This is a genomic window from Pseudomonas sp. AC239 (assembly GCF_979258545.1).
On the sequence record NZ_OZ409864.1, the window covers coordinates 3,286,496 to 3,310,883 of the forward strand.

Annotated in this window: 28 protein-coding genes; 27 read left to right on the forward strand and 1 reads right to left on the reverse strand. The window is 59.1% G+C overall.

Annotated features, from left to right (window positions below):
• Positions 1-173 precede the first annotated feature (173 nt).
• Positions 174-1,256 carry an acyltransferase family protein gene (locus tag ACZ0AZ_RS14865; protein ID WP_165368407.1) on the reverse strand — a complete coding sequence of 361 codons (1,083 nt, stop codon included), beginning with the start codon at positions 1,254-1,256 and terminating at the stop codon, positions 174-176.
• Positions 1,257-1,459: 203 nt separating this feature from the next.
• Here ACZ0AZ_RS14865 and ACZ0AZ_RS14870 point away from each other — a divergent pair, with 203 nt between their 5' ends.
• The 27 genes from ACZ0AZ_RS14870 (at position 1,460) to ACZ0AZ_RS15000 (ending at position 24,375) form a co-directional block, all read left to right on the forward strand.
• Entirely contained in the window at positions 1,460-2,203 is a 744-nt protein-coding gene (locus ACZ0AZ_RS14870) for a LexA family transcriptional regulator (protein ID WP_129998782.1), read from the forward strand.
• A gap of 518 nt (positions 2,204-2,721) precedes the next feature.
• Positions 2,722-3,138 (forward strand): tail fiber assembly protein, encoded by a 417-nt coding sequence (locus ACZ0AZ_RS14875; RefSeq protein WP_039762506.1) that lies wholly within the window; start codon positions 2,722-2,724, stop codon positions 3,136-3,138.
• A 132-nt stretch (positions 3,139-3,270) separates the two neighbouring features.
• Positions 3,271-3,675, forward strand: coding sequence for a tail fiber assembly protein (locus ACZ0AZ_RS14880; protein ID WP_039762508.1), 405 nt, complete (start codon positions 3,271-3,273; stop codon positions 3,673-3,675).
• A 139-nt stretch (positions 3,676-3,814) separates the two neighbouring features.
• Positions 3,815-4,153: a phage holin family protein gene (locus tag ACZ0AZ_RS14885; protein WP_024011844.1), complete on the forward strand. Its 339-nt coding sequence runs from the start codon at positions 3,815-3,817 to the stop codon at positions 4,151-4,153.
• 70 nt (positions 4,154-4,223) lie between these two features.
• Positions 4,224-4,745, forward strand: a complete 522-nt coding sequence (locus tag ACZ0AZ_RS14890; protein ID WP_129998784.1) for a hypothetical protein — start codon at positions 4,224-4,226, stop codon at positions 4,743-4,745.
• Positions 4,746-4,748: 3 nt separating this feature from the next.
• Positions 4,749-5,357 carry a phage baseplate assembly protein V gene (locus ACZ0AZ_RS14895; RefSeq protein WP_039762513.1) on the forward strand — a complete coding sequence of 203 codons (609 nt, stop codon included), beginning with the start codon at positions 4,749-4,751 and terminating at the stop codon, positions 5,355-5,357.
• A 14-nt stretch (positions 5,358-5,371) separates the two neighbouring features.
• The gene (locus tag ACZ0AZ_RS14900; protein WP_039762516.1) at positions 5,372-5,704 is read left to right on the forward strand and encodes a phage baseplate protein; all 333 of its coding nucleotides are present in this window, start codon (positions 5,372-5,374) and stop codon (positions 5,702-5,704) included.
• Positions 5,701-6,696 carry a baseplate J/gp47 family protein gene (locus ACZ0AZ_RS14905; protein ID WP_463537645.1) on the forward strand — a complete coding sequence of 332 codons (996 nt, stop codon included), beginning with the start codon at positions 5,701-5,703 and terminating at the stop codon, positions 6,694-6,696. Before ACZ0AZ_RS14900 ends, ACZ0AZ_RS14905 begins: the two co-directional genes overlap by 4 nt.
• The gene (locus tag ACZ0AZ_RS14910) at positions 6,693-7,328 is read left to right on the forward strand and encodes a phage tail protein I (RefSeq protein WP_463537646.1); all 636 of its coding nucleotides are present in this window, start codon (positions 6,693-6,695) and stop codon (positions 7,326-7,328) included. Before ACZ0AZ_RS14905 ends, ACZ0AZ_RS14910 begins: the two co-directional genes overlap by 4 nt.
• Positions 7,329-9,731: a phage tail-collar fiber domain-containing protein gene (locus ACZ0AZ_RS14915; RefSeq protein WP_463570795.1), complete on the forward strand. Its 2,403-nt coding sequence runs from the start codon at positions 7,329-7,331 to the stop codon at positions 9,729-9,731.
• Positions 9,732-9,740: 9 nt separating this feature from the next.
• Positions 9,741-10,286 (forward strand): DUF4376 domain-containing protein, encoded by a 546-nt coding sequence (locus ACZ0AZ_RS14920; protein WP_463537648.1) that lies wholly within the window; start codon positions 9,741-9,743, stop codon positions 10,284-10,286.
• Between the two features lie 103 nt (positions 10,287-10,389).
• Positions 10,390-10,575 carry a hypothetical protein gene (locus ACZ0AZ_RS14925; RefSeq protein WP_129998788.1) on the forward strand — a complete coding sequence of 62 codons (186 nt, stop codon included), beginning with the start codon at positions 10,390-10,392 and terminating at the stop codon, positions 10,573-10,575.
• A 2-nt stretch (positions 10,576-10,577) separates the two neighbouring features.
• A complete protein-coding gene (locus tag ACZ0AZ_RS14930) occupies positions 10,578-11,744 on the forward strand; it encodes a phage tail sheath protein (protein WP_463537649.1) in 1,167 nt (388 codons plus the stop codon).
• Positions 11,744-12,250, forward strand: coding sequence for a phage major tail tube protein (locus tag ACZ0AZ_RS14935; RefSeq protein ID WP_039762530.1), 507 nt, complete (start codon positions 11,744-11,746; stop codon positions 12,248-12,250). Before ACZ0AZ_RS14930 ends, ACZ0AZ_RS14935 begins: the two co-directional genes overlap by 1 nt.
• 164 nt (positions 12,251-12,414) lie before the next feature.
• Positions 12,415-12,996 carry a phage tail assembly protein gene (locus ACZ0AZ_RS14940; protein WP_129998790.1) on the forward strand — a complete coding sequence of 194 codons (582 nt, stop codon included), beginning with the start codon at positions 12,415-12,417 and terminating at the stop codon, positions 12,994-12,996.
• Positions 12,997-13,125: 129 nt separating this feature from the next.
• Entirely contained in the window at positions 13,126-15,324 is a 2,199-nt protein-coding gene (locus ACZ0AZ_RS14945) for a phage tail tape measure protein (protein WP_463570793.1), read from the forward strand.
• A complete protein-coding gene (locus tag ACZ0AZ_RS14950; RefSeq protein WP_129998792.1) occupies positions 15,324-15,707 on the forward strand; it encodes a phage tail protein in 384 nt (127 codons plus the stop codon). The genes ACZ0AZ_RS14945 and ACZ0AZ_RS14950 overlap by 1 nt, the downstream gene beginning before the upstream one ends.
• Positions 15,700-15,912 (forward strand): tail protein X, encoded by a 213-nt coding sequence (locus tag ACZ0AZ_RS14955; protein WP_039762536.1) that lies wholly within the window; start codon positions 15,700-15,702, stop codon positions 15,910-15,912. Before ACZ0AZ_RS14950 ends, ACZ0AZ_RS14955 begins: the two co-directional genes overlap by 8 nt.
• A gap of 9 nt (positions 15,913-15,921) precedes the next feature.
• Complete coding sequence (locus ACZ0AZ_RS14960) at positions 15,922-16,944, forward strand: phage late control D family protein (RefSeq protein WP_129998793.1); 1,023 nt, start codon at positions 15,922-15,924, stop codon at positions 16,942-16,944.
• Between the two features lie 157 nt (positions 16,945-17,101).
• Positions 17,102-17,686: a phage tail terminator protein gene (locus ACZ0AZ_RS14965; RefSeq protein WP_129998794.1), complete on the forward strand. Its 585-nt coding sequence runs from the start codon at positions 17,102-17,104 to the stop codon at positions 17,684-17,686.
• Positions 17,683-17,865: a DUF2635 domain-containing protein gene (locus ACZ0AZ_RS14970; RefSeq protein WP_039762541.1), complete on the forward strand. Its 183-nt coding sequence runs from the start codon at positions 17,683-17,685 to the stop codon at positions 17,863-17,865. The genes ACZ0AZ_RS14965 and ACZ0AZ_RS14970 overlap by 4 nt, the downstream gene beginning before the upstream one ends.
• Positions 17,865-19,361 carry a phage tail sheath subtilisin-like domain-containing protein gene (locus tag ACZ0AZ_RS14975; RefSeq protein WP_129998795.1) on the forward strand — a complete coding sequence of 499 codons (1,497 nt, stop codon included), beginning with the start codon at positions 17,865-17,867 and terminating at the stop codon, positions 19,359-19,361. The genes ACZ0AZ_RS14970 and ACZ0AZ_RS14975 overlap by 1 nt, the downstream gene beginning before the upstream one ends.
• Before the next feature lie 67 nt (positions 19,362-19,428).
• A complete protein-coding gene (locus ACZ0AZ_RS14980) occupies positions 19,429-19,776 on the forward strand; it encodes a phage tail tube protein (protein ID WP_039762543.1) in 348 nt (115 codons plus the stop codon).
• On the forward strand, positions 19,773-20,069 hold the full coding sequence (locus ACZ0AZ_RS14985; RefSeq protein WP_039762545.1) for a phage tail assembly protein: 297 nt from the start codon (positions 19,773-19,775) through the stop codon (positions 20,067-20,069). The genes ACZ0AZ_RS14980 and ACZ0AZ_RS14985 overlap by 4 nt, the downstream gene beginning before the upstream one ends.
• A gap of 130 nt (positions 20,070-20,199) precedes the next feature.
• Complete coding sequence (locus ACZ0AZ_RS14990) at positions 20,200-22,089, forward strand: phage tail protein (RefSeq protein ID WP_463537652.1); 1,890 nt, start codon at positions 20,200-20,202, stop codon at positions 22,087-22,089.
• The gene (locus ACZ0AZ_RS14995; RefSeq protein WP_129998797.1) at positions 22,086-23,321 is read left to right on the forward strand and encodes a DNA circularization protein; all 1,236 of its coding nucleotides are present in this window, start codon (positions 22,086-22,088) and stop codon (positions 23,319-23,321) included. Before ACZ0AZ_RS14990 ends, ACZ0AZ_RS14995 begins: the two co-directional genes overlap by 4 nt.
• A gap of 4 nt (positions 23,322-23,325) precedes the next feature.
• Entirely contained in the window at positions 23,326-24,375 is a 1,050-nt protein-coding gene (locus tag ACZ0AZ_RS15000) for a phage baseplate assembly protein (RefSeq protein ID WP_463537653.1), read from the forward strand.
• Positions 24,376-24,388 lie beyond the last annotated feature (13 nt).

The window sequence follows — 24,388 nt, forward strand, 5'->3', positions numbered from 1 at the left end:
GGCGGGCGAGAGGATCAATAGCTGCGCGATGCTCTAAGATCAAGTCTGAGCTGACAGCTGCGGTGGGGGGCTGCAATGGAAGACAACCAGGCCCGACATGGGACGAGCCTGGTTTTTATCGGCAGTGACTGGGTCTGGCCTTGGGGCTGGCAGGAACAATCGGTTTTCCGAACTCAAGCCGTTGCTTTGACGCTCGTGTTCAACTGCCGTGAACGGTGCCATTGCAAAACTTTGCGGCCCATTTTCAATCCGTAATCTTCGACGGTTTTGTTGACGCCATAGCAGAAGAGGAAGAGAACGGTCACGGTCGCCATTTTCAGGTAATTTTCCTGCATGCCCATGCTCTTCAAGGCCATTTCAATATATGTCCAGAACCAGTTATGGAACAGATATACCGAATAGGTCAATGTGGAAAGCAGCCGAATGAACGGGCCGTCAGTCAGATGACGGCGCAGTAGCCAGAAAAGCGAAAATGCCATCACGGCGAACAACCCGTAGTTCAGCTCTTTCCAGTCAGGTACGATCGTGACGGCTTTAAGAAAGAATGAATACATGATGATGGCAATAGTAAGAAGGCAAACGTTGTTGTTTGCTCGACGATGTTCAATCAAGTAGATACATACGCCAATGAAAAGAAAAGGCGCGTAAACGGTGAAATATCCATACGCCAATCCCGGTGCACTTGGGAAAGCCGGCAAGAAGTGCAACGCCAGAGTAATAAGAATGAACACGGCCGGCAGGTAGTTCTGGTGGCGCATCAAGCCGCAGGCCTTGAGTACAACCATCAGCGCATAAAAAGTCACTTCTATTCTCAATGTCCACTCTACGCTACCAATGACCGGCCGAGTGCCGAAATAGTCACCCAGCAAGAGTAGCCGAGGAATCCAGTCGGAAATATCGGCAAAGGGCAGACCCAGAACATATCTGTTCAATACAGCTTCCAATACAACCGCGAACATGAACAGCGGGTATATACGGAATATCCGTTTGATGATGAACTCGGTACTGGTTTCCGACTGCAGCACATGGGAAATGATATAGCCGGAAGTCAAAAAGAATATGATGATTCCCGCAGCGCCTCCATAGCAAATCTGGTACGCGATATTGGCGAGCAGTCTGATAGAAGCATGTTGGGAGGTGTCTCCCATGGTAATAATGAGCGGCACGATAAATTTGTGGCCCACCAAAACACTGATAAATGCCAGAATCCTTGTGTAGTCTAGGAAAACGATCCGATCCATCTTGGTTTTATACATAACTGATCCAGTAAGCGCTGCGAGGGTCACGCCTGATGTCATGGCTAGGGAGCGCTCTGACGTTGGCATTGAGCCGTTATATTTGCGGTCGCACACGATATCACGTGCCGCTAGGTCGCTCTACAAATCCTCGCCAAGAATGACGTGGGATATGCGGATAATATGCAAATCAGCATTTGTCTTTGAGTAAAACTTCAAGCACTATGCGCGTTATGCAAAAACGCAACGTTTCCTCCGTCTTAAGAGCACTGCTCGACCAGCACGGGATCTCCCCCACGGAGCTCCACCGTCGCACCGGCGTGCCTCAATCAACGCTCTCGCGGATTCTCAGCGGGAAGATTGTCGATCCTTCGGATAAACACATCTCGAAGATCGCCGATTACTTCAATGTCAGTACCGATCAGTTGCGCGGGCGTGTGGATGTCGTATCGACCGCGAGCGGCGCCCGCGCAGATGTGCACGCGGAACTCAAGGACATCATGCTGTGGGACGACGACACCCCCGTCGAGGATGACGAAGTGTCCGTGCCTTTTCTACGCGAGGTCGAATTGGCAGCTGGATCAGGAAGATTCGTCATCGAAGAGAGCGAACGCTCCAGCCTGCGCTTCGGCAAGCGCAGCCTGCGCCACAACGGCGTGCAGTTCGACCAGGCCAAATGCGTAACGGTGCGCGGCAACAGCATGTTACCGGTCCTGCGCGATGGTGCGACTGTCGGCGTCAACGCCGGCAAGTGCGGTATCGGCGACATCATCGATGGCGACCTGTATGCGATCAATCACAACGGCCAGTTGCGCGTGAAACAACTTTATCGCCTGCCCACCGGCATTCGCCTGCGCAGCTTCAATCGCGACGAGCATCCGGACGAGGACTACAGCTTCCAGGAAATCCAGGAAGAGCAGATCGTCATCCTCGGTCACGTCTTCTGGTGGGGCATGTACGCCCGCTAACTCTCGTTCATCCAACTGAAACCTGCCCCTCGGCAGGTTTTTTTTCGCCTGCAGAAATCTCCCCACCCCTTGGCCCGCTTGGGTTTCATGCGCAAGCGCAAATTTAATGCATAAATAAATGCATTTACGCATTGACTGTATATGCATCCATGCATATTCTTGCTACCAAGCCGCTCGATAAAGCGGCTGGCAAGACAAGCTCTTTAGTTTCACAAGAACAGGCAGCGATGAACCGGCCTCAACGGTTCAGAGGGTTGGCAACTGACCCGGGTGTGCAGCGTAAAGCACCAGAAGCAGTTATCCGGCGGGCAGGGACCGCGGTCGGAAAAACAATCTGAATGGACTCGTACCGCGCCAGTAGCGCCGAAAAGTCAGCTCCCTTCTCGAATACAGGATTGGAAGGAAGGCGAAGGAGCGCATTACTGAAAAGCCCGGCGTGCAAGCGCCGGGCTTTTTGGAATGCCTACCGGGCAGAAACTGAAACGCCGGGATGCCGGCACTCAATAAGGATGATGAGCATGAAGAAATACGCACGTGTTGTCGCTGGCAAAGTAGACAACATTTTTGAAACCGCGAACCCGATCACCGATGAGTTTCCGGCGGATCAAGTCTGGGTGGATGTCAGCGCATTGCCCAAGATCGATTATTCCTGGAACGCGGTGAACACCGACGGCGTCTGGACATTTACTGATAGCGATATGTGGGGGCAACCGTCCATGTTGGCTATTCAAATGCGTAACGAAAGAATGACTCGTTTCGACAAAGTCAACTTCACCCTGGCATCGTCGGCACTGGTGCAAAAAGTCGAGCTGGGGCTGGCAACACCTGCTGAAGAGGCCGCACTGCTGGCCTACAAGCAGTTCTTCATCGCGATGAGCCAAGTCAACAAACAGCCGGGCTATCCACTGAGCGTCATTTGGCCTGAAGTGCCATAAGCGACATTTGACGCATCCGCAATATTGAAATGCGCAGTGCATTACCGAAAAGCCTGGCCTTGTTGCCGGGCTTTTAAATACCTGCCAGTTGCACGGCGATATTCCTGCCAAAGAGTAAATGAGGAAGACCCAATGAGTCTTTATGCATTGGTTGAATACAACCGAGTTGTCCAGTTGAAAGAAAGTGAAGTGATTCTTGAACCACCCGCTTCGCCAACCTCGGTTTGGGTTGATGTAACCGGCAGTACGGATATTCGGGTGGGTTGGAGCGCAACCTTCAATGGGGTCTGGACCTTCTCTGCACCGACCGAAGAAGAGCTGCGAAACGAAGCCGAACAGCAGAAGTGGCAATTGCTGAATGGGGCCGCCAACTGGTTACTGATGAACTCGCTGCAGTTCAAAGCCGACGTCGGCGTCGCCACCAGCGACGACCAGGCTCGGCTGTTGGCCCACAAGCAATACTGCATCGCCCTCAGCGACATCGATCAGCAGTCTGGTTATCCGGCGAACATCGCGTGGCCAGTCGCACCTTACTGATTCCAACTCGAGTAATCGATCGGCGGGACCGCATTGCTGAAAAGCCTGGCGCAAGGCCGGGCTTTTTGGAATGCCTGCCTGAAGAGACATTATTTGAACTCGATTCCCATCTATCACCCACTGCCCACGGAGGCGTGACATGACAAACGAGCAACAAGCGTTGGCGGACATGCCGATCTGGCTGGTCATCCTCCTCGCCGTCGTCGGCGGGGTGTCCGGCGAAATGTGGCGCGCCGACAAGGAGGGCGCCCGCGGCTGGTCACTGGTACGCCGTCTGGCCCTGCGCTCCGGTGCCTGCATGATCTGCGGCGTGTCGGCAATCATGCTGCTGTATGCCGCCGGCATGTCGATCTGGGCCGCTGGTGCGTTTGGCTGCCTGACCGCCATGGCCGGCGCCGACGTCGCCATCGGCCTTTACGAACGCTGGGCGGCCAAGCGCATCGGCGTCTGCGAAGTACCGCCGCGCGACCAGCCTTAACCCTGAATATTTTCCGTGCCGCCATGTTGGCGGCAGGGCTGCGCGTGGACGAATGAAAAGGAGGTCATGTATGCCCACACCGATCCAGCAGCCGTCGCAACTGTTTACAGCCATCGCGACGACACTGCGCAACACCGCCGGTCTCAACCTCAATGTCGGCGGTCCCGATGACTTCACAGCGGCGGGCGATCAGGCCTGGATACTGATCGACTTTGACCGAAACGCGTCCGGCGTGCGCGCCGCAGATGGGCGTATCGCTCATGTAATGACGTTGTCACTGCAAGTCGTGCCGGCGCTTTCTGCGACCGCATTTACGGCATGCGACCTGATCGCTGTGCTGAAAAACCTGATCACCGACAACCGCTGGGGATTGCCCGGCGATCAATGCGATCTGCCCACGAATATCGATGGATTGCCCTCGTTGCTCATTCGCGGCGATCAGCCATACAAAGCCTGGACCCTGACCTTCGAGCAGACCCTCTACCTCGGTCCGACCCTGCTCGATGATCCGCTGGGCGTGCCCAAATTTGCCCGCACCTGGGAGGTCAGCAATATCGACGATCCCGAGCAATACACCGCGCTGGAGGGTTGACCGATGTTCGACGCATTACTGCGTATGCAGCTCGGCCCGATCATTGAGCGTCTGGCGGAAATGGAAGCGGAAATCGAAGACCTGCATCGCCGTGCCGAGAGTTTCTGTCGTATTGGTATCTGTCAATCGGTCGATGCGGCTAGCAACACTTGCCAGGTCAGCCATGGCGGATTGCTCACGCCGGCGATCAAGTTTTTCAACCCCAGCGCCGGTGCGCAAAGCGAATCGCGAATCCCGACGGTGGGCGAGCAGTGCCTGCTGTTCAACTATGGCAGCGGTGAAAGCGGTGCGCAGAGTGTGGCGTTGTTCGGTTTGAACAGTGACCGTTTCCCAGCGGCCTCGACCGTACCGACGCTGACCCGTCGGGTGCATGTCGACGGCAGCGAAAGCGGTTACGACGATGCCACTCACACCTTGCACTGGCAAAACGGCCCGGCCGCGTTCAACGGTTCTCGCGAGTCGCTCCAGTTCAGCATCGGCCCGGCGCGACTGGCCATGACTCCGCAGTTGATCACCCTGCAACTGGGCGCCGTCGGCCTGAGCATCGACGCCTCGGGCGTGCATTTCAGCGGCCCTTTGGTCGACCACCAGGGCCGCGTCATCAGCCCCTGAATCGAGAGTTTTCCATGATCGGAATCGATAGAGACAGCGGGGCCACGGTCGACGACTGGCTGCAGTTTGTGCAGCGCGCGACCCGGGCCCTGACCACGCCGCTGGGCACCCGGCAAAAACGCCCTTTGTATGGATCGCTGATCCCCACGCTGCTCGGGCAGAACCTCGGTGACGACGTTCTGCTTCTGGCGCAGAGCCACGCCGCGCAAGCGTTCTACAACCCGCAAAACGGTATGGATGATTTTCAGCCGCAAGTGATTGTTGCCAGTCGCCACGGCGACGGCCTGCTGCTGCGATTTGCCGGCACCTGGAAAAACCGCCAACAAACTTTCGAGGTGGCGACATGAGCATGCTTATCCCGGGCCAGAATCAGCTGGCCGAACCCGCGCTGATCACAGTCGAAGCGTTTGAAGATCTGCTCGCCGAGTTCAAGACTTTCGTCATCGAATACGTGGGTGCTCGTTCGCCGACCAGCGCCGAAAAACTCAAGACCAGTCTGGAAAACGAAAGCGAATTGCTCACCCTCGCGCTGGAAGCGTTCTGCGTGCGCCTGCAAACCCATGAGCGTAAATACAATGCGCGCATCAAGCAGATGCTGGCGTGGTGGGCGACCGGCAGCAATCTGGATGCGCGGCTGGCGGACATGGGCTTGGAGCGGCAATTGCTCGATCCCGGCGACCCGGCGGCATTTCCGCCGGTGCCGGCGATTTATGAAAGTGATGACGACGCTCGGCTGCGTTATTACCTGGCACCTCATGCACCGGCGGCGGGTTCGCGGATGCAGTATCGCCGTGAGGTATTCACCCTCGGCGAGCGGCCCACGGTGCAGGTCGAGTCCACTGATTCCGGCGTGGTAAACGTCACCTACACCTTCGATCCCGACGGCCTCGCCGCGCAGGTCAAGGATGGCAATGGGCGGCGCACTGCGCCGGGCGAGGTGCAGGTCACCGTGCTTTCGCGAGAAGGCGATGGCACACCTTCCGAAGCATTGCTCGACGGCGTCCGTCAGCATTTCGCCCGACCGGATGTGCGCCCGGAAACCGACCTCGTCACCGTCAAGGCTGCCGAGATCCAGCGCTACAAAATCCGCGTCGTCGCCAAGATCAATTCCGGTCCCGATTCGGGCCTGACCAAGGTCGCCGCGCAAGCGCAATTGCAGGCTTACGCCGACAGTTGTCATCGCCTGGAAGGTCGGGTCGATCCGAGCTGGATCGACTACACGTTGCACAGCGCCGGCGCCGTGCAACTGCAGATTCTCGAACCGCTGGCGCCGATCGTGACGACCGCGTTTCAGGCGCCGTATTGCACCGCGGTCGAAATCGAGGTGCTGACGCTATGAGTGAAAAAACTCAGCGGCCAACCTTGCTTCCGGCTAACAGCTCGGCACTGGAACGCGGACTGGATCTGGGCTTCGGTGCCTTGCTCGATCGCATCGCACCGCCGTTCCCCGAACTGATGAACCCCAGCGAAACGCCGGTGGCCTTCCTGCCTTATCTGGCTGCCGATCGTGGCGTCGCCGAATGGAGTACCGATGCGCCGGAAGCGGAAAAGCGCCTGACCGTCGAACTGGCCTGGCCCACTGCACGCCAGGCCGGCACTCGAAAAGCGCTGGAAAACGCCGCCAAAGGTTTGCAATTAAGACCCGAGATCCGCGCCTGGTACGAACAGACACCGCCCGGCGTGCCGTACAGCTTTTCCGTACGAGCCTTCAGCGACCAACCCTACAGCGAAGAAATCGATGCACGTCTCGACCGCCGTCTGGCCGATGCGAAAAGCGAGAGGGACGTTCTCTCCGTATCGGTGGGTTTGAGCGCATTCGGCAGTCACGTCATCGGTGCTGCGACGTTCTGCGGCGAGCTGACTACGGTTTATCCGGTGTTCACCGAAGGCCTTGAAACCTCTGGCGAGGCGTTCATGGCCGCGGCTTTGTACACCGTCGAAACATCCACTATTTATCCTCAGGGGGCCTGAATGGCTGACTATTACACCCTGCTCACCAACGCAGGGATTGCCTACGAAACGGCGTGCAAGGCCGCAGGTACGCCGATCAAGCTGACGCAGATTTCCGTCGGCGACGGCAACGGCGCGGTCTACAACCCGGCCGCCACCGCGACCGCACTGAAACGCGAAGTCTGGCGCGGGCCACTCAATGCACTGTTCCAGGATGAGAAAAACCCGAGCTGGCTGCTCGCCGAAGTGACCATTCCGCCGGATGTTGGCGGCTGGTATGTGCGGGAAGCGGGGCTGTGGACTGACACCGGGATTCTTTACGCCATCGTCAAATATCCGGAGTCGTTCAAACCGGTGCTGGCGACGTCGGGCTCGGGTAAAGAGTTTTACATTCGCTCGATTTTCGAGACCAGTAATGCGTCGCTGGTGACGTTGTTGATCGATGACACGGTGGTTAAAGCGACGCGTGCCTGGGTCATGAATTATCTGGCTGAAGAACTCGGCAAACTTGATGGCAAGCAGTCGGTGCGCGTTGCGGCGACTGGCAATGTCGTGATGAACAGCGCACAGCAGATTGATGGTGTTGCCGTGGTTGCCGGCGATCGCGTGCTGTTGCCGAGCCAGACGCTGGCCAAGGACAACGGCCTGTGGATCGTTGCCAATGGCGACTGGGTGCGGGCCACTGATGCCAACACCAGCGCCAAGGTCACCCCGGGCCTGACGGTTATGGTGGAGGAGGGCGTAGCGAATGGCGATTCGCTGTGGCACCTGACCACCAACGCACCGATTACCCTTGGCACGACCGCGCTGCAATTCAAGATGCTCGCCGGGCGAACCGGGATTGCTGCGGGGACTTACAAGAGTTTGACGGTTGATGAATATGGTCGCGCGACTGCGGGTGCAAACCCGGAGACGCTGGCCGGATTTGGGATCAAGGATTCGTACACCAAAGCTGAAGTTGAAGCGCTGATCGCCAAGGCTTCGGCGTTGCCAGTGGGATCGATTGTGGCGTTTCCGGTTGATGCGCCGCCGCCGGGTTTTCTGGAGCTGGATAACAGCGTCAAGAGCAGCGCGACTTACCCGGACTTGAGCGCCTATTTGGGTGGCAAGTTCAATAAGGGTGATGAGGGGGTTGGCAACTTTCGGTTGCCTGAGGCGCGCGGGGAGTTTTTGCGCGGTTGGGATCATGGGCGGGGGGTGGATGCCGGGCGTGGCCTTGGCAGCTGGCAGGCCGACGACAACAAATCGCACGCTCATACGGTCACCCGCATGCAGGCGTTCGCTAATGCGTCCGGCAGCAATCCCAGTGCCGTAGTGGTAGACAACGGCAATACGGCCGTAATGACCAATTTCGCGGCAGGCTTCAATAGTTCTGGTGGCGCAGAGGCACGCCCCCGCAACATCGCCGTCATGTGGTGCATCAAAGCCTGGAACGCCCCGGTCAATCAGGGAACTATCGATGTCGCTGCGTTGGCAAAGGAGGTCGAACGGTTGAAGTCAGCCGTTCCGGTGGGAGCTGTTCTTGCTTTTCCGGTAGGGATCGTTGCTCCTGGATATCTGGAGCTCGACGGCAGTGTCCAGAGCATTGCGACTTACCCTGACCTGGCCGCTTATCTTGGTACAAAATTCAACAAAGGCGACGAAGGCGCAGGCAATTTCCGGCTGCCGGATTCGCGTGGTGAATTCTTGCGTGGTTGGGATCATGGCCGCGGGGCGGATCCGGCACGCGCAATTGGCAGTTATCAGCTCGGCACTTTAACGGCGTTCGACAGTAATACCCCCGGAGGTGCCTCGGTCGACACCCTACGTTGTAGTCCTGCCCAGGCTCAAGCCGATGTTTACCGCTCGACTGATTATCCCGGCGTCGGAATAACCTATACCGCATCTGACCTTAGTGTGGGCGAATACCCTGTCGAGGGCGGTGTTACACGGCCACGCAATCTCGCCGTCATGTGGTGCATCAAAGCCTGGAACGCGCCGATCAATCAGGGAAGTATTGATATCGCCGATTTAGCCGCTTTGGCTCAACAAGCGACTGAAATCAAGCGTGGCACCGCTCAAATTGCCACTCAAGAACTGACGGATACCGGAGCTAACGACACAACAACCGTCACGCCCAAAAAACTTCGCTGGGGCTTTCAAATCCTCAAAGCCATTAATGGCTACATCATCTTCCCCTCATGGCTGGGAGGTCTGATCATCCAGTGGGGAAGAGTTTCAGGAAATGGCGGTACGGATATCGCAACGGCCTTCCCTATCGCTTTCCCAAATGCCATGTACAGCCTCAACGCTACGTTGAACTACACGCCAGGTTCTGCGGTGAACGGGTATGTGGACGTGGGTGTTTCAAATCTGAATGCATTTTATGGAAAACATACGTTTCCCGGGGTCACTGTATTCCATTGGATCGCGGTGGGTAGTTAAGGAGAGATCATGAAATACGCACTGTTTGACGAAAATGCGAACTTACAGACCTGTCTGATCGAGGGAGTGCATAAGATCCCCACGTCAGCAGTAAAAATTGACCAGGATTTGTTTATCAGGTTGACGCAAGAAACCGATGGTATCTGGCGTCGAGTGGGCGAAGAAATAGTGAAAGAGGCGTTCCCGGAAGCGGCTGCGGACTATGCGAAGTCGGTCGCCGCCGAGCGCTACGAGCGAGAAAACTCCGTCGTGTCAGTGGAGGGGCTTCGCATCTCGACCTCCCGCGAAAGCGCGGCTCTGATCTATGGCGCTGCTCTCTCGGCGATCCTTGATCCTGATTATCGTTGCAACTTCAAATCGCTCGATGGATTCGTGGAAATTGATGCCCTAGAGATTCTAGCGATCGCCAAAGCCGTCAGGGCTCACGTCCAAGCTTGTTTCGACCGAGAACTCGAACTGCTTAAATTCATTGAAGCTGGTACTTACTTGAACGATATGCTCAAGGAAGGTTGGCCGTATTTTAAGCCGCAGACATCAAGTCCTCTTACTTACTAACCGCCCCGAATCCTGGGGCGTTTTCTTATCACCGTCAAAACACCCAACACCCGCCAAAGCCCCTCCCTCCCGAGGGGCTTTCCCGTTTATGGAGAAACGAAAAATGGCAACCCGCCAAACCTACACCGTGCTCGTCCCATTCCCCACCGGCGGTGGGCACTGGTCGAGCGTTGGTCAAGAACTCGATCTGCTCGACGTCGAGGCCAGCGCCTTGCACTTTGCCGGTCGACTTGAACCGAAAACCCCTATCCCCCAGGCCAAAAAGGCCGCTGCCAAGAAGGCTGACTGAACATGGCTGAGGTTCTGAACTTCGAGCACAACGGCATTACCGTCAATGCCACTGAATCCCCCGAGGCCATGGGTGGCCTGGGTGACAACGTCATCGGTCTGGTCGGCACCGCGCCGAAAGCCGATCCACTGATTCCGCGTAACGCGGCGTTCCGCATCAACAGCTTTACCACTCACGCGCTGCTCGACCCGACCGGGTCGGAAGAGGGCACGCTGTATCACGCGGTTTACCAGATCCTCAAAGTGGTCAAGGTGCCGGTGTACGTAGTCATCGTCGAGGCAGGCGCGACGCCGGCCGACACGGTCAACAATGTGATTGGCGGTGTCGAGCCGGCCACTGGCCGCAAGCTGGGTCTGGCGGCGCTGGGCAGTGTCCCGGAAGACCTGACCATCATCGGTGCGCCGGGCTTTACCGGCAGCAAAGCGGTGGCCGGTGAGTTCGCCGCGTTCGGCAAGCGCATCAAGGCCCGTGTGGTGCTGGACGGCAAGGATGTCTCGGTGGCCGATCAGGTGCTGTACAGCCAGGAACTCGGCGGCGCCGAGCTCGGTTTCGACCGTTGCCTGGTGGTGCACAACATGCCCGCCGTGTATTCGAAAGCGGCGAAGAAAAACGTCTTCCTGTCGCCGTCCAGTCTGGCGATTGCCGCGCTGGCCAAGGTCAAGCAGTGGGAGAGCCCGGGCAACCAGGTGACCTACGCCGAAGACGTCTCGCGCGTCGTCGAATACAACATTCTCGACACTTCCACCGAAGGCGATCTGCTCAACCGTTACGGCGTCAGCTACTACGCCCGCACCGTGCTTGGCGGCTTCTCGCTGCTGGGTAACCGCTCGGTCACCGGCAAGTTCATCAGCTACGTCGGCCTCGAAGACGCGATCAGCCGCAAGCTGGTCAAGGCCGGCCAGAAAGCCATGGCCAAGAACCTCACCAAATCCTTCATGGATCAGGAGGTCAAGCGCATCAACGACTGGCTGCAGACCCTGGTTGCCGACGAAACCATTCCCGGCGGCAGCGTCTATCTGCACCCGGAACTCAACAGCGTCGAGAAGTACAAGAACGGCACCTGGTACGTGGTCATCGACTACGGCCGCTACGCGCCGAACGAACACATGGTTTATCAACTCAACGCCCGCGATGAAATCATCGAGCAGTTCCTGGAGGACGTTCTCTAATGTTTACCAACCGCGTAAGACAGGCCATCGCGGCCACCCTGCAAGGCCTGCCGTTGTCGGCGACCGTTGAGGAATTCACCCCGCCGAAAATCGAATTCGACATGGAAGAGATGCGCGGCGGGCGCTTCATCGTCGAAGAAATGGCCAAGGGCGGCAAAGCGCTCGGCGCCAAGCTGACCCTGCAAGGCCTCGGCGCCGAAGTGCTGCTGGCGCTGGGCGTGAAGCTGGGCGACGACATCCTGCTGAACGTGCGCGAAGCCGGTCAGGATCAGGACGGCAACACCTGGTTTACCTATCACACCGTGGGTGGTCAGCTGAAATCCCTTGAAGAGACCGCAGTGAAAATGGGCGAAAAACCCAAGACCAATCTGGAGCTGTCCTGCCGCACCTACAACCGTTTGGAAAACGGCGTGCCGGTGATCGACATCGACGTGCGCACCCAGAAGTTCGTGCTCAACGGCGTCGACATCCTCGGTGATGCGCGACGTGCGGTGCTGATGCCGTAACCCGGCAGCGCACACCACACACACACAAAACCTGTGGGAGCGGGCTTGCCCGCGATAGCGGTGGGTCAATCAACTCAATGTTGGAAGTGCCGACCTCATCGCGGGCAAGCCCGCTCCCACAAGGGATTTCAATAATTCCCAAAGAATCACCAAGGAATTCATACATGTCGTGGATGCCACCCCAACATGAGCTGCTGTCGCCGATCACTGGCGACGACGGTTCGCAAATCGAAACCCTGCAGCTCAAACCGCTGTTCTACGCCGCACAGAAAGAAGCGCTGGAGCGCGCCGGCGATGACGAGGACGAGCAGTTTTTTGAACTGGCACTGCTCGCCACCGGCCTGTCGGTCAAGGAGCTCGACCAGCTCAAGCGCCCGGATTACGTGAGTATTGCGCAGTACGTCCATGAGATGTCGACCCGGCCGAGTGCGTACTTTCTTGACCAGGTCGAAGACGCGGAGAAATCCGACGATCCCGATCAAGTGCAATTGCTGCAACCGCTGGCCGTCACCGGCCGTACCGTGACCTCGCTGAGCCTGGAAATGCCTGCACTGCGCGCCACCAAAGTGATGAAGAAACTGAAAACGGCGAAGGAACGCGCCGAATTCATCACTGCCCACTGCACCGGCCTGATGATCCCCGATCTGGCCCAGCTGACCGTCCCCGACTGGACGCAATTGCAGGTGCGCATTGATGATTTTTTAAACCAGCCGGCGGCCTACTTTCGGAACGCGACATCGAAGTAATCCTCGATATCGTCCCGCTCATTTACTTGGTAAGTGAGGCGGAGATTCTGGAATGGGACGTCGAGAAGGCGTTGCGCCGCTACGACATAGCGATCACTCGCCTTGGCGTGAAACAGGAGTAGAGCGGCAATGGCAGTGAATCAATTTGCGCTAACGAATGCTGACGACAGCAAGGGCCTCGCGCTGGCCAATATCAGCCTGAGCGCAGCGGCGTTGGGAGCAGCACCCGGACCACTTCTCGCCACAGACCAGACGGGCGGCCTGCATCAGGCGTTACTGACGGCCAGCGGCAAGATCAGTCTGCTCACTACGGCGATAGACGCGTTGAACGTGACGCTCGCGGCGCTACGTTCTTTGTCACTGACGTCCAGTACTGGAGCGAAGGGCGACTCATCCGGCGCGCGCAAAACCGAGGAAAAACCCTCAACGAATGCTGAGCTTCCAGCAACCCGGAAGTCGGCGCTGGCAATGGATACGGCGGCGGCCGCGCTGAGCAGCGTCGCCGCAATTTCGCGCAAAGATGGCAAGGACGTCGCCCAGTCCAGCCTGATCATGGCCAGCGCCCCGCTAGTAGCGGCGGGTGGCACTACCGGGGTGGATCTGGTCAATGTCGCAAGCGTGGCAGCCAAAGCAGGGCTTGGCAGCCAATACGCCAATGCTTCTGACAAAAAGCTCGAGTTGCTGACCTTTGCCAACGACGTGGCGATCACGGCGGCGGCCTTCAAGCTCCCGGCGATGGAAGTGGCCGAAATGACCAAGGTCTGGCGGACCTCGATGAAGCTTACGCGGGACGAGGCCGTTGATCTGGCAGACGCGGTCAACCACCTCGGCAAGCTGCCTGGGGATGTGCAGTCAGCCGACATCGGTGCAGTCCTGCAACAGTCGGGTGAGTCAGCAGTAGCCGCCGGCCTGCAACCGGAAAAGGCAGCGGCGCTGTCGGCAGCACTGCTGAACGCTGGCACGAAAAAGGATGATGCCGGCGTTGCGCTGAAAAACATTTCCGATGCGTTGGCTAAAGGCGACCAGGCCTCCGCGGCTGAAGCGGCCGCCTGGCAACAATTGAAGCTTGATCCCAAAGCTGTTGCGCAAGCCTTGCGCGATACCGGCAACCAAGGCTCGCAACAAGGCGCTGTGCTGACGGTGCTGGCTGCGCTGAACGCCAAACCCGTCGAACAACGTACGGCATTGGCCCGCACGCTATTTGCCGACAGTGGCAATGCCGCGCTCGCGCTTTCGCAGAACCTGGCACAGGTCAACGAAGCGTTTTTCCAGGTAACCGATAAACGCCAATATGCGACCTCGGCCCTGGGCGACAACGCCTCGGTGAAAGCGTCCGCGCTGGCGCTCGCCAATACTCAACAAGGGCAGTTGAACATCAAGAATGCGCGAGAGGAGCGCTTGTCGGTCGCCAAAGGCAACGCATTGGCACCCGACATCGAGAAACCGGGCGATACGCATTCGACCGATAAGTTGAGTGAGCTGGCCGAAACCTATCCGAAAACCACCGGTGCCGTTTTGACGGCGGCTGAGTGGGCTAAACCAGTGTTCGACTTCGTTCTCGAATCGGTTGCCGATCAACTCAAGGAGCGTTTAGGCAAAGGCATTGTCGATAAAGCCGCCAGCCGTATTCCTGATCGCTGGAAACCGGCTGGATCAGCGGGTGCCGCTGTGAACTCGCTTACTCAGGGGGCGGGGCCCGTCATTGCCAATCGGGCTTCCAGCGCCAGCAACGGGTTGAAGATATTCGAACAGGCAGCATGGCCCAGTGCTCCGCGCCTGGGCGTTGCGGCCGCTGAAATTCGCCCCGTGTCACGAATCATGCCTTGGCCGGTGAAGGCGGCAATCGGCGCCGCCGATGTCGTCGAAGGCGTAGCCAGCGGTGACAAGCGCAAAATGGCGACAGGCCTGGGTGCCGCTGGCGGTGGCTGGGCCGGTGCGGCCGCCGGTTCCGCCATAGGTGCATCGATAGGCAGCATCGGGTTGGCGCCGGGCATGGTGGTAGGCGGCCTCATTGGTGGGCTCATCGGTGGTTGGCTCGGCTCGGAAGGAGGCAGTTGGCTGGGAGAGAAACTGGTTGCGCCAACACCGGACAAGCTCGCTGCGCCCGAGCAGGTCAGTAAAGAACTGACGACTGCTCAGCCTGCAGCGCAGCCGCTGACGTATGCACCGACTGTGCAGGTCTACTGCAGCGATCCCGGCAGCTCGGACAAGATCGGTCTGTTGGTCGCGCAACATCTACAAAACCAATTCATGCAAATCACCCCGTTGATGACCAACAACCCTCTTGCCACGCGCCGCGATGCAGCCCTGACCGATGGAGTCGCCTGATGAAACAACAAATGGCACTGGGCAGTTTCATCTTCGGCCTGTCGCGCAACTTTGCGTACCACCAGTTACTGCGCAAGTCTGATGGCGGCTGGACCGAGATACAGATCCTCACCAGCAAACCCAAGTCCAGCCAGACCGGACAAAAACCGGAAACCCTGACCATCACCGGCAAGTCGATGTACGCCGTAGCCATGGATCGGCTCGATGAGTTGCGTGCGCTACAGGCTCTGCGTACCCCGCTGCCGTTGATCGACGGGATTGGTCGCAATTGGGGTCTGTGGCGGATCAGTAGCGTTCAGGAAACCCAGACCCAGATCATCGATGACGGCACGGCGATGGTGGTCGATTGGGTCATTGAATTGGCGGAGTTCAACAATGCGTAAGGCACGAAGCGTGGCCGGTGACTCGGTGAATCTGCTGCTCTTTCGGGAAACGGGGCGCAGTGATGACACCGCTGAAGAGGCGCTATGGAAACTCAACCCGACCTTGGCCGAGCACGGGTCGATTCTGCCCGCTGGCGTCTGGGTCGAGCTGCCGGAACTGGACGTGAAACCTGCGGTGGTCAAAGCAGCGACGGCCTGGGATTAAGGAGGGGGCATGGCACTGGGATTTACGCCGGCGGTGAATATCTACGGGGCCAACGCGGCCCTGCTCAATCAGCGTCTGATCAGTTGGGAGCACATTGATGCCGCCGGTTTCGAGTCCGATCAGCTGACGCTGACCATCGATCTGGAGGGCCTTGAAGGGCTGCCGAGTCTGGGCGGAAAAATTGGTCTGCAAGTCGGTTATCGGGAAACCGCAATGATCGATAAAGGCCAGTTCAAAGTGACGCGTCTGACGCCGACACTGTTCCCGTTTCGCCTCACACTGGTGGCCACTGCGGCGCCGTTCAGCAAGGATGATGAAACCGGCTTCAAGCAGCGCCGCACCGTCAGTCATGGGCCGACGACGCTGGGCGGGTTATTTCGCAAGCTGGTAGAACCCCACGGCTTTTCGCCACGGGTCGCGCCTGAAGTTTCGTTGATCCGCATCGAGCACATCGACCAGTCCAACGAGACCGACATGGGTTTTGTCACGCGTCTGGCGAAAAAGTACAACGTCGTGGCCAAGCCTTACGGCGACGTGTATGTGCTGGCGCGGCCCGGGCAGACCAAGTCGTTGTCGGGGCAGATTCTGCCGGACGTGGCCCTGTCGGTTACGCACAACAATCGCCCCGGCGATCACGCATTCATCAGCGCCACGCTGGAAGAATCGGCCCGCGAGCAGGCCAAGGGCTGCAAGACCTGTTTCTGGGATGCGGCGGCCGGGGTGTTGCGTTGGGTCGAGACGGGCGTTGCGCCGTTCAAGACCGTGCGCCAGAAGCAGCCCAGCGAAGCGGATGCCATCGCGGTAGGCGAGGGCGAAGTACGCAAGATGCTGCGCCAAAAGTACAAGGTGAAGATCACCTGCCCGGGCGATCCGCGCCTGGCGGCCGAAGGTCTGCTGTTGCTCGATGCGAGCTGGCCGGACTTCATGCGCGGACGCTGGTCGATCGACAAGGTTACCGCCAGCGGCAGTCGCGAGAACAGCTATCGCTGCCTGATTGATGCGTCGTGCCTGGATCCCAAGGCTGAACAGTAATCCTGAACCGAATGCATATTCCTGTGGGAGCGAGCCTGCTCGCGAAAGGGAAGTCAGCTTCAGCATCGATGTGACTGATCGACCGCTTTCGCGAGCAGGCTCGCTCCCACAGGGACTGCGGCGTTCACTGTAATTTCTCTTACTTCGGAACACCCCCATGAAGATCACCCCGATCCTCACGCAACTGCGTGGGCAATGCCCTGGGCTTGCCAATCATATTTCGGTGGGCCTCGATCTGGCGCTGCTGCAAGGCAACCCGGATCTGCCAACACCTTCGGCCCACGTGCTGCCAATCGCCGATCTGGCCAGCAACAGCACCACCCAAAACCTCGTCACCCAACCGATCCGCGAGCGCTTCGAAATCGTCCTGGTGCTTGACGCGACCGACGCGACAAAAGCGCTGGATCTGTTGCACGACCTGCGCGCCGAACTGTGGCGCGCGCTGGTGGGGTTCAAGCCCGATGCCGACTACAGAGCCATCGTCTACGACGGCGGTGAACTCGCGTCGATCAACAGCAGCCGCGTGTTCTATCGGCTGCGTTTTTATGCCGAGTTCCAGCTCGGCCGCAATCTGCCAAGTCAGCCTGCGGAGAGTTGGCACGAGCGCGAACTGGACGCTTTGTCGTCCTTTACCGGGATGACGGTGCGGGTCGATGCGATCGATCCGGCTGACCCCAATCTGCAACGCCCGGGCCCGGATGGCCGGGTGGAAATGACTTTCTCTGGAGACGTAACCCCATGAGCAACCGCATCACCGTAGTGCCGGCCGCTGGCCGTGTCGTACCTGACCCGGAGGCGGGCGACTTGCTACCTGCCGAAGGCCGTGAAGTGCTGGACAGCGCCTGGTGGCGCCGGCGTCTGGCCGACGGCGATATCACACTCAAAACCGCAAAAGCGGCTAAACCACAGGGAGCCAAATAATGGCGATCGGATTCAGCAACATCCCGGCGGACATTCGTGTGCCGCTGTTCTATGCCGAAATGGACAACTCGGCCGCCAACAGCGCGACCTCGGCCATGCGCCGTTTGATCGTCGCGCAGGTCAACGACAATATTGCCCCGACTGAAGTCGGCAAACTGGTGCTGGTTTCCAGCGTGGCGCTGGCGAAAAGCATCGGCGGCCAGGGCTCGATGCTCGCCTCGATGTACGAGACCTTCCGTAAGGCCGACCCGATCGGCGAGATCTGGTGCCTGCCGCTGCACAACACTGAAGGAGCAATCGCCAAGGGTGTGCTGACTCTGACCGGCACCGCGACCCAGGCGGGCATGCTCAACCTGTATGTCGGCGGCGTACGTGTGCAAGCCACCGTGGTCAATGGCGCCACCGCCGCGCAAGCGGCCACTGCACTGGCGCAGAAAATCAACGCCACTGCCGACCTGCCGGTCAGCGCAGCCGCTGCTGAAGGTATTGTCACCCTGAACGCCAAATGGACCGGCGACAGCGGCAATGACATCAGCCTGCAATTCAATCGCCTGGGCAAGAGCAACGGCGAAGAAACTCCGGCTGGCCTGACCAGTGCAATCACCGCCATGACCGGCGGCGCCGGTGTACCGGATCAGATCGCCGCCGTCGCGGCACTGGGCGACGAGCCTTTCGAATTCATCGCCTTGCCGTGGTCCGATCTGGCCACCCTCAACACCTGGCAAGCGATCATGGATGACAGCAGCGGGCGCTGGTCGTGGGCCAAGCAACTGTTCGGTCACGTCTACAGCGCCAAACGCGGCACGGTCGGCACGCTGGTCGCCGCAGGCCAGGCGCGCAACGATCAGCACATGACCATCCAGGCGCTGGAACCGGGCGTACCGCAACCGTTCTGGGTACAAGCGGCGGCACTGGCAGCGCGCACGGCGGTGTTCATCTCCGCCGACGCCAGCCGCCCGACACAAAGCGGCAGCCTGCCGGGCGTTGATCCGGCGCCGGCAAGCGAGCGCTTCACCCTGACCGAGCGTCAGTCGCTGCTCAACTACGGCATCGCCACTGCTTACTACGAAGGCGGTTACGTGCGCATCCAGCGTTCGATCACCACCTACCAGAAGAACGCTTACGGTCAGGCCGACAACTCCTATCTGGACAGCGAAACCATGCACCAGTCGGCGTTCATCGTGCGTCGTCTGCAAAGTGTGATCACCAGCAAGTACGGCCGCCACAAACTGGCCTCCGACGGCACCCGTTTCGGCGCCGGCCAACCGATCGTCACGCCAGCGACCATTCGCGGCGAGCTGATTGCGCAGTACGCCAAGCTTGAGCTGGAAGGTCATGTGGAGAACGCCGAGCTGTTCGCCGAGCACCTGATCGTCGAGCGCGACGTGCAGGACCCGAGCCGCGTGAACGTGCTGTTCCCACCGGATTACATCAATGGCCTGCGCGTGTTCGCGCTGCTCAACCAGTTCCGTCTGCAGTACGACGACGCGGCCTGATCGGCGCCGTCGTCGCTAAGCATTCAGCCCACCTCGCGTGGGCTTTTTTATTCAAGGGAGTAACACCATGGGTCAACTGATTGCAGGCACCTGCTACGTCAAGGTCGACGGCGCACAACTGACCATCAGTGGCGGCTGCGAAGCCCCGCTGATGGCCGTCAAACGTGAAACCGTCGTGCCCGGTTTCTACAAGGAAACCGACATCGCGCCGTCGTTCAAAGTGACCGCGCTGCACACCGCCGACTTCCCGCTGAAGAAGCTGATCGAAGGCACCGATATCACCGTCACCTGCGAATTCAGCAACGGCAAAGTCTACGTGCTGGCCGGCGCCTATCTGGTCGAGGAGCCAGTCTCCAAGGGCGACGACGCCACCATCGAACTGAAATTCGAAGGCATCAAGGGGACCTGGCAATGAGCGGCGCCGTGAAGCTTCAAGTAGCAATCGAAGCCCACGGCGAGCCTCTGACCGAACTCGTCCTGCGCCGTCCGACGGTGCAGGAAGTGCGAGCGATCAAGGCGCTGCCGTACAAGATCGACAAGAGCGAAGAAGTCAGCCTCGACATGGACGTGGCGGCCAAATACATCGCCGTGTGCGCCGGCATTCCGCCGTCGTCGGTCAACCAGTTGGATCTGGCTGACCTCAACACGCTGAGCTGGGCCGTTGCGAGTTTTTTCATGAGTGCGGCGTCGGCGCCATCACCGACCTGATCGCCGTCGCCTATGACCTGGCCTGGTTCTGGAAGGTTGACCCCGAACAGATGATGGCCAGGCCACTGGATGTGCTCCGCGAATCGCTGGAGCACGCGCAACGGATCAATGCGATGCAGCAGGTGCAGTGATGGCAGACGAAGAGAAGAAAACCCCGAAACCGGTGCTGATCACCGGCATCGATGAACTCTCGCCCAAACTGGGCGCCCTGCGCATGAAGGTTGAGAGTTTTAAAAACAATCTCGAGCAGACCGGCCTCGGCAAACTGGACATCAGTGGTCTGTTCAAGGGCGGCAGCGTGATCACACCGTTCGTGGAAGGGATCAAGTCGGCGGCGGCGTTCCAGGGCAAATTGAGCGAAGTCAGCGATACGGCGAAAACCGTCGAGCTGCCCGCCGCGCCGAAAGTCGCGGCGCAGAACATGAATGTGTTCAGCGCTTCGATGGAAAAGGTTTCGGCTTCGGTCGACGCCGCGCTGGTGCCGGCCGTCGGGGCTTTGGTGGTTGGTCTGGAACCGGTGCTGACTCAGGTCGGCAGCCTGCTCGCTGACAATCCGCAACTGGTCGAAGGCCTGGCGGCGGGGGCGATTGCCTTCTCCGCCATGCAAACCGCGGTCACCGGTATGACCCAGGTGATGGACGTCATGAGCATGGTGCTCAAGACCAACCCGATCATGTTGATCGCCATGGGCATTGCCGTGGCGGCCGGTTTGATCGTTGCCAACTGGACACCGATCAGCGCGTTCTTCACCGGGATGTGGGAAGGCGTGAAAAACGCCGGCGCGAGTGCGATGGCGACGTTGCGCTCGATACTCGACTGGCGACCGCTCGCGGCACTGGCTGCACTGTGGCAACCGGTAACGGGATTTTTCTCGGCTATCTGGGACAAGGTCATGGCCGTGACGGCGCCAGTGATCGACTTCTTCAAGTCGGTTTTCGCGTGGTCGCCTGCCGGCATGATCATCGAAAACTGGGGGCCGCTGACCGGCCTGTTCTCGGCGATCTGGGAATTGCTCAAGGCCTTGAGTGTGCCGGTGATGGCGTTTCTCAGAAACCTGTTCGATTTCTCGCCGATGCAGATGATTACCGATGCGTGGGGTAGTGTCGTGACGTTCTTCGAACCGATGTTCAGCGGTCTGCGAAAAGTCGCGCTACCGGCGAAAGAGTTCCTCGTGTCGCTGTTCGATTTCTCGCCGATGCAGATGATTACCGACGCGTGGGGTGGTGTCGTCACGTTCTTCGAACCGATGTTCACGACGCTGCAATCGGCGGTGCAAAGCACCCGGGACATCGTGCGGACGCTGTTCGATTTTTTCCCGATGGAAATGCTGACCAGTGCCTGGGGTGGGATTGTCGGGTTTTTCGAACCGATCTGGATGGCGCTGCAAACATCTGTGCAGCGGGTCAGAGGCTTTTTCACCAGCCTGTTCGAGTGGTCGCCGCTGGAGCAGATTGCCCAGTATTGGCAGCCAATCGGTGAGGTCTTTTCGGCGATCTGGGGCGTTGTATTGGCACTGTCCGCGCCGGTCGTGGACTTTCTGCACGGCCTGTTCGAATGGAAGCCTTTGGATCAGATCATCGAGAGTTGGGGACCGATCACCGAGTGGTTCGGCGAGTTGTGGCAAAAGCTGCAAACCGTCATCGCGCCGATCAAGGAATTGTTCGAGGGTGGCTTCGCCGGACTGATCGCCAAGGTCACCGGCAAGGTTGAAACTCTCACTGAAGCACAACGCCAGACCAATGCCGAAGGCAAAGGCGAACTGGCGCCGGCGTTCTTCGCTGCCAACCCGGCGCCTGTTGGCAATGGCACACTGCAAAGCGGTTCGTTGCCGCAAACCTCCAGCGCGCTGATCCAGCAAAGCGCTGCCAACAACCGCACGCAACTTGAAGGCGGGCTGACCGTGCGCTTCGAAAATGCGCCGGCCGGCCTGCGCACCGAACAACCGCAAACCAATCAACCTGGCCTGGCCGTGTCTTCACGCATCGGCTATCGCTCACTGTCGATGGGAGGTTCCCAATGAACGGGCGTGACCGTTTGTTGCCGGCATCCTTTCGCGGTGTCGGTTTCTGGATCGACCAGGCGAAAACCCCGGTCGGTCGCAAAGGGCAGTTGCATGAATACCCGCAACGCGACCTGCCGTTTTTCGAGGACCTCGGCCAGCAGGCCAAGACCCACGATCTGACGGCGTTCATCATCGGCCCCGATTGCCTGGAGCAGCGCGACAAGCTGCTCAAAGCGCTGGAGCAGGGCCGTGGCGAACTGGTGCATCCGTGGCTCGGACGTCTGCAGGTCAAGGTCGGTGAATGCGACATGACCCACACCCGCCAGGACGGTGGGCTAGTGACATTCGCGCTGAAGTTCTATCCCGACCAACCCCTGCCGTTTCCGACCGCCACGGTCAGTACGCAGAAAGTGCTGCTGGCCAAGGCCGACGGTCTGCTGGGTTCGGCGGTGGCGCGTTTCGAACAGGCGATGACGTTGATCAAGGCAGCGCGGATCGGCATCACCAACCTGCGCAACAGCCTCACCGGGGTTTACGAGGTGATCAAGGAGCAACTGAAACCTTTGATCGAGCAGTACCGCCAGATCACTGAACTGGTCAAAGCCGTGAAGGAATTGCCCAAGGAAGTGTCGGCGGAATTCAAGGGTTTGCTCGGTGATATCAAGGAGCTGAAAGCGTTCGCCAAGGAAGGCTACCGTGGCGTGATTGCCGACGTGTCGCAGCAGCTCGAAGCGATTCGCAAGGCTGATGCGCCGAAGATCACCACGGGCAAGGACACCAATGCCGCAGCGCAGGCCATGGCCGATCTGGTGCAGGACACGATACTGGTCAAAGTCGCGCAGTGGGTCGCGTCGATGCCGGTGGCGAGCACGCCGGTAAAACTGGCGTCGACACCGTCGGTGGCTCAACAGTCGACGTCGCCGGTCAGCCGTCAGGAAGTCCCTGTCAGCGATGACATGCAAGCCCTGCGCGCTGCGGTAACTGCCGCCATTGATCCAATGCTGGCGAAAGCCGGACCTGCGCACTTCCAGGCCATCAACGATGTAAAGGAAGCGCTGGTGGCTCATCTCAAAGCGGTGGCGTCCTCCGGCGTGCGGCAAGTCAGCAAATCGTTTCAGGAGAGCTTTCCGGCAGTGGTCGTGGCCTACAAGCAGTTCGGCGACGCCACGCGAGTCGAAGAGGTGACTCAGCGCAACGCGATCACCCATCCGGGTTTCTCGCCCAACGATGTAAAAGTCTCGCGGGAGTGACGTCATGAGCGAGATGGACAATCACGTCACGCTGACGGTCAACGACATGGAATACGGCGGCTGGAAAAGCGTCGAAATCACCGCCGATCTGGAGCGTCAGTTCCGCACTTTCAAGCTCGACATTACCTGGCAGTGGCCGGGTCAGACCGTAGATCAAAGGATCAAACCCGGCGACCCCTGCGAAGTGAAAATCGGCAAGGACCTGGTGCTCACTGGTTACGTGTTCAAAGCACCGATCCGCTATGACGGGCGGCAGATCAGCCTGACCATCGAAGGCAGTTCCAAGACCCAGGATCTGGTCGATTGCGCCGCCCGCAACCTGCCCAGCCAATGGCAGCAACAACCCTTGCTGACTATCGTCCGCGATCTGGCGAGCGAATATGGGCTGTCAGTGGTCAACGAGATCAGCGAAACCACACGCCTGACCAAACACACCATCGTGCCGGGTGAAACGGCATTCCAGTCGATCGACCGATTGCTCTCGCTGCTGCGGGTGTTTTCCACCGACAACGAGCTGGGCCAGTTGGTGTTGGCCAAACCCGGCAGCGGTGGCCGCGCCAGCGATGCGCTGGAGCTGGGCAAGAACATCCTGTCGGCCAATGCGCCGATGGATTTCAGCCAGGTGTTCTCCGAGTACCGGGTAATCGGCCAGCAAAAAGGCTCGGATGCAAAAAGCGGCGCGGCGGTCAGCGAAGTCGAGTCGACGGCGGCCGATCTGAGCTTCAAACGGCGGCGCACCACGGTGATCAACGAAGGCACGCAACTGACCTTTGAGTTGGCGCAGCAGCGTGCCCAATGGGAAAGCGCGACCCGCATGGGCCGCGCACAGACCACCACCTATCAGGTGCAGGGTTGGCGGCAGAGCAATGGCGATTTGTGGCGCCATAACACGCTGGTGAAGGTCAAGGATCCGGTGCTGGATTTCGATGGCGACATGCTGATTTCCAAGGTCACCTATTCGTTGTCGGCGCAGGGTTCGGTGACCACGCTGCAAGTGGCCCCGCCGCATACGTTTGATCCTGATCCGACACCCCCGAAGCAATCCCAGGCCTGACGCAGGATCCTGC

Bases quoted from the DNA above. Each gene is read 5' to 3' on its own strand.
- ACZ0AZ_RS14865 (WP_165368407.1), bottom strand. From the start codon at position 1,256: ATGTATAAAACCAAGATGGATCGGATCGTTTTCCTAGACTACACAAGG.
- ACZ0AZ_RS14870 (WP_129998782.1), top strand. From the start codon at position 1,460: ATGCGCGTTATGCAAAAACGCAACGTTTCCTCCGTCTTAAGAGCACTG.
- ACZ0AZ_RS14875 (WP_039762506.1), top strand. From the start codon at position 2,722: ATGAAGAAATACGCACGTGTTGTCGCTGGCAAAGTAGACAACATTTTT.
- ACZ0AZ_RS14880 (WP_039762508.1), top strand. From the start codon at position 3,271: ATGAGTCTTTATGCATTGGTTGAATACAACCGAGTTGTCCAGTTGAAA.
- ACZ0AZ_RS14885 (WP_024011844.1), top strand. From the start codon at position 3,815: ATGACAAACGAGCAACAAGCGTTGGCGGACATGCCGATCTGGCTGGTC.
- ACZ0AZ_RS14890 (WP_129998784.1), top strand. From the start codon at position 4,224: ATGCCCACACCGATCCAGCAGCCGTCGCAACTGTTTACAGCCATCGCG.
- ACZ0AZ_RS14895 (WP_039762513.1), top strand. From the start codon at position 4,749: ATGTTCGACGCATTACTGCGTATGCAGCTCGGCCCGATCATTGAGCGT.
- ACZ0AZ_RS14900 (WP_039762516.1), top strand. From the start codon at position 5,372: ATGATCGGAATCGATAGAGACAGCGGGGCCACGGTCGACGACTGGCTG.
- ACZ0AZ_RS14905 (WP_463537645.1), top strand. From the start codon at position 5,701: ATGAGCATGCTTATCCCGGGCCAGAATCAGCTGGCCGAACCCGCGCTG.
- ACZ0AZ_RS14910 (WP_463537646.1), top strand. From the start codon at position 6,693: ATGAGTGAAAAAACTCAGCGGCCAACCTTGCTTCCGGCTAACAGCTCG.
- ACZ0AZ_RS14915 (WP_463570795.1), top strand. From the start codon at position 7,329: ATGGCTGACTATTACACCCTGCTCACCAACGCAGGGATTGCCTACGAA.
- ACZ0AZ_RS14920 (WP_463537648.1), top strand. From the start codon at position 9,741: ATGAAATACGCACTGTTTGACGAAAATGCGAACTTACAGACCTGTCTG.
- ACZ0AZ_RS14925 (WP_129998788.1), top strand. From the start codon at position 10,390: ATGGCAACCCGCCAAACCTACACCGTGCTCGTCCCATTCCCCACCGGC.
- ACZ0AZ_RS14930 (WP_463537649.1), top strand. From the start codon at position 10,578: ATGGCTGAGGTTCTGAACTTCGAGCACAACGGCATTACCGTCAATGCC.
- ACZ0AZ_RS14935 (WP_039762530.1), top strand. From the start codon at position 11,744: ATGTTTACCAACCGCGTAAGACAGGCCATCGCGGCCACCCTGCAAGGC.
- ACZ0AZ_RS14940 (WP_129998790.1), top strand. From the start codon at position 12,415: ATGTCGTGGATGCCACCCCAACATGAGCTGCTGTCGCCGATCACTGGC.
- ACZ0AZ_RS14945 (WP_463570793.1), top strand. From the start codon at position 13,126: ATGGCAGTGAATCAATTTGCGCTAACGAATGCTGACGACAGCAAGGGC.
- ACZ0AZ_RS14950 (WP_129998792.1), top strand. From the start codon at position 15,324: ATGAAACAACAAATGGCACTGGGCAGTTTCATCTTCGGCCTGTCGCGC.
- ACZ0AZ_RS14955 (WP_039762536.1), top strand. From the start codon at position 15,700: ATGCGTAAGGCACGAAGCGTGGCCGGTGACTCGGTGAATCTGCTGCTC.
- ACZ0AZ_RS14960 (WP_129998793.1), top strand. From the start codon at position 15,922: ATGGCACTGGGATTTACGCCGGCGGTGAATATCTACGGGGCCAACGCG.
- ACZ0AZ_RS14965 (WP_129998794.1), top strand. From the start codon at position 17,102: ATGAAGATCACCCCGATCCTCACGCAACTGCGTGGGCAATGCCCTGGG.
- ACZ0AZ_RS14970 (WP_039762541.1), top strand. From the start codon at position 17,683: ATGAGCAACCGCATCACCGTAGTGCCGGCCGCTGGCCGTGTCGTACCT.
- ACZ0AZ_RS14975 (WP_129998795.1), top strand. From the start codon at position 17,865: ATGGCGATCGGATTCAGCAACATCCCGGCGGACATTCGTGTGCCGCTG.
- ACZ0AZ_RS14980 (WP_039762543.1), top strand. From the start codon at position 19,429: ATGGGTCAACTGATTGCAGGCACCTGCTACGTCAAGGTCGACGGCGCA.
- ACZ0AZ_RS14985 (WP_039762545.1), top strand. From the start codon at position 19,773: ATGAGCGGCGCCGTGAAGCTTCAAGTAGCAATCGAAGCCCACGGCGAG.
- ACZ0AZ_RS14990 (WP_463537652.1), top strand. From the start codon at position 20,200: ATGGCAGACGAAGAGAAGAAAACCCCGAAACCGGTGCTGATCACCGGC.
- ACZ0AZ_RS14995 (WP_129998797.1), top strand. From the start codon at position 22,086: ATGAACGGGCGTGACCGTTTGTTGCCGGCATCCTTTCGCGGTGTCGGT.
- ACZ0AZ_RS15000 (WP_463537653.1), top strand. From the start codon at position 23,326: ATGAGCGAGATGGACAATCACGTCACGCTGACGGTCAACGACATGGAA.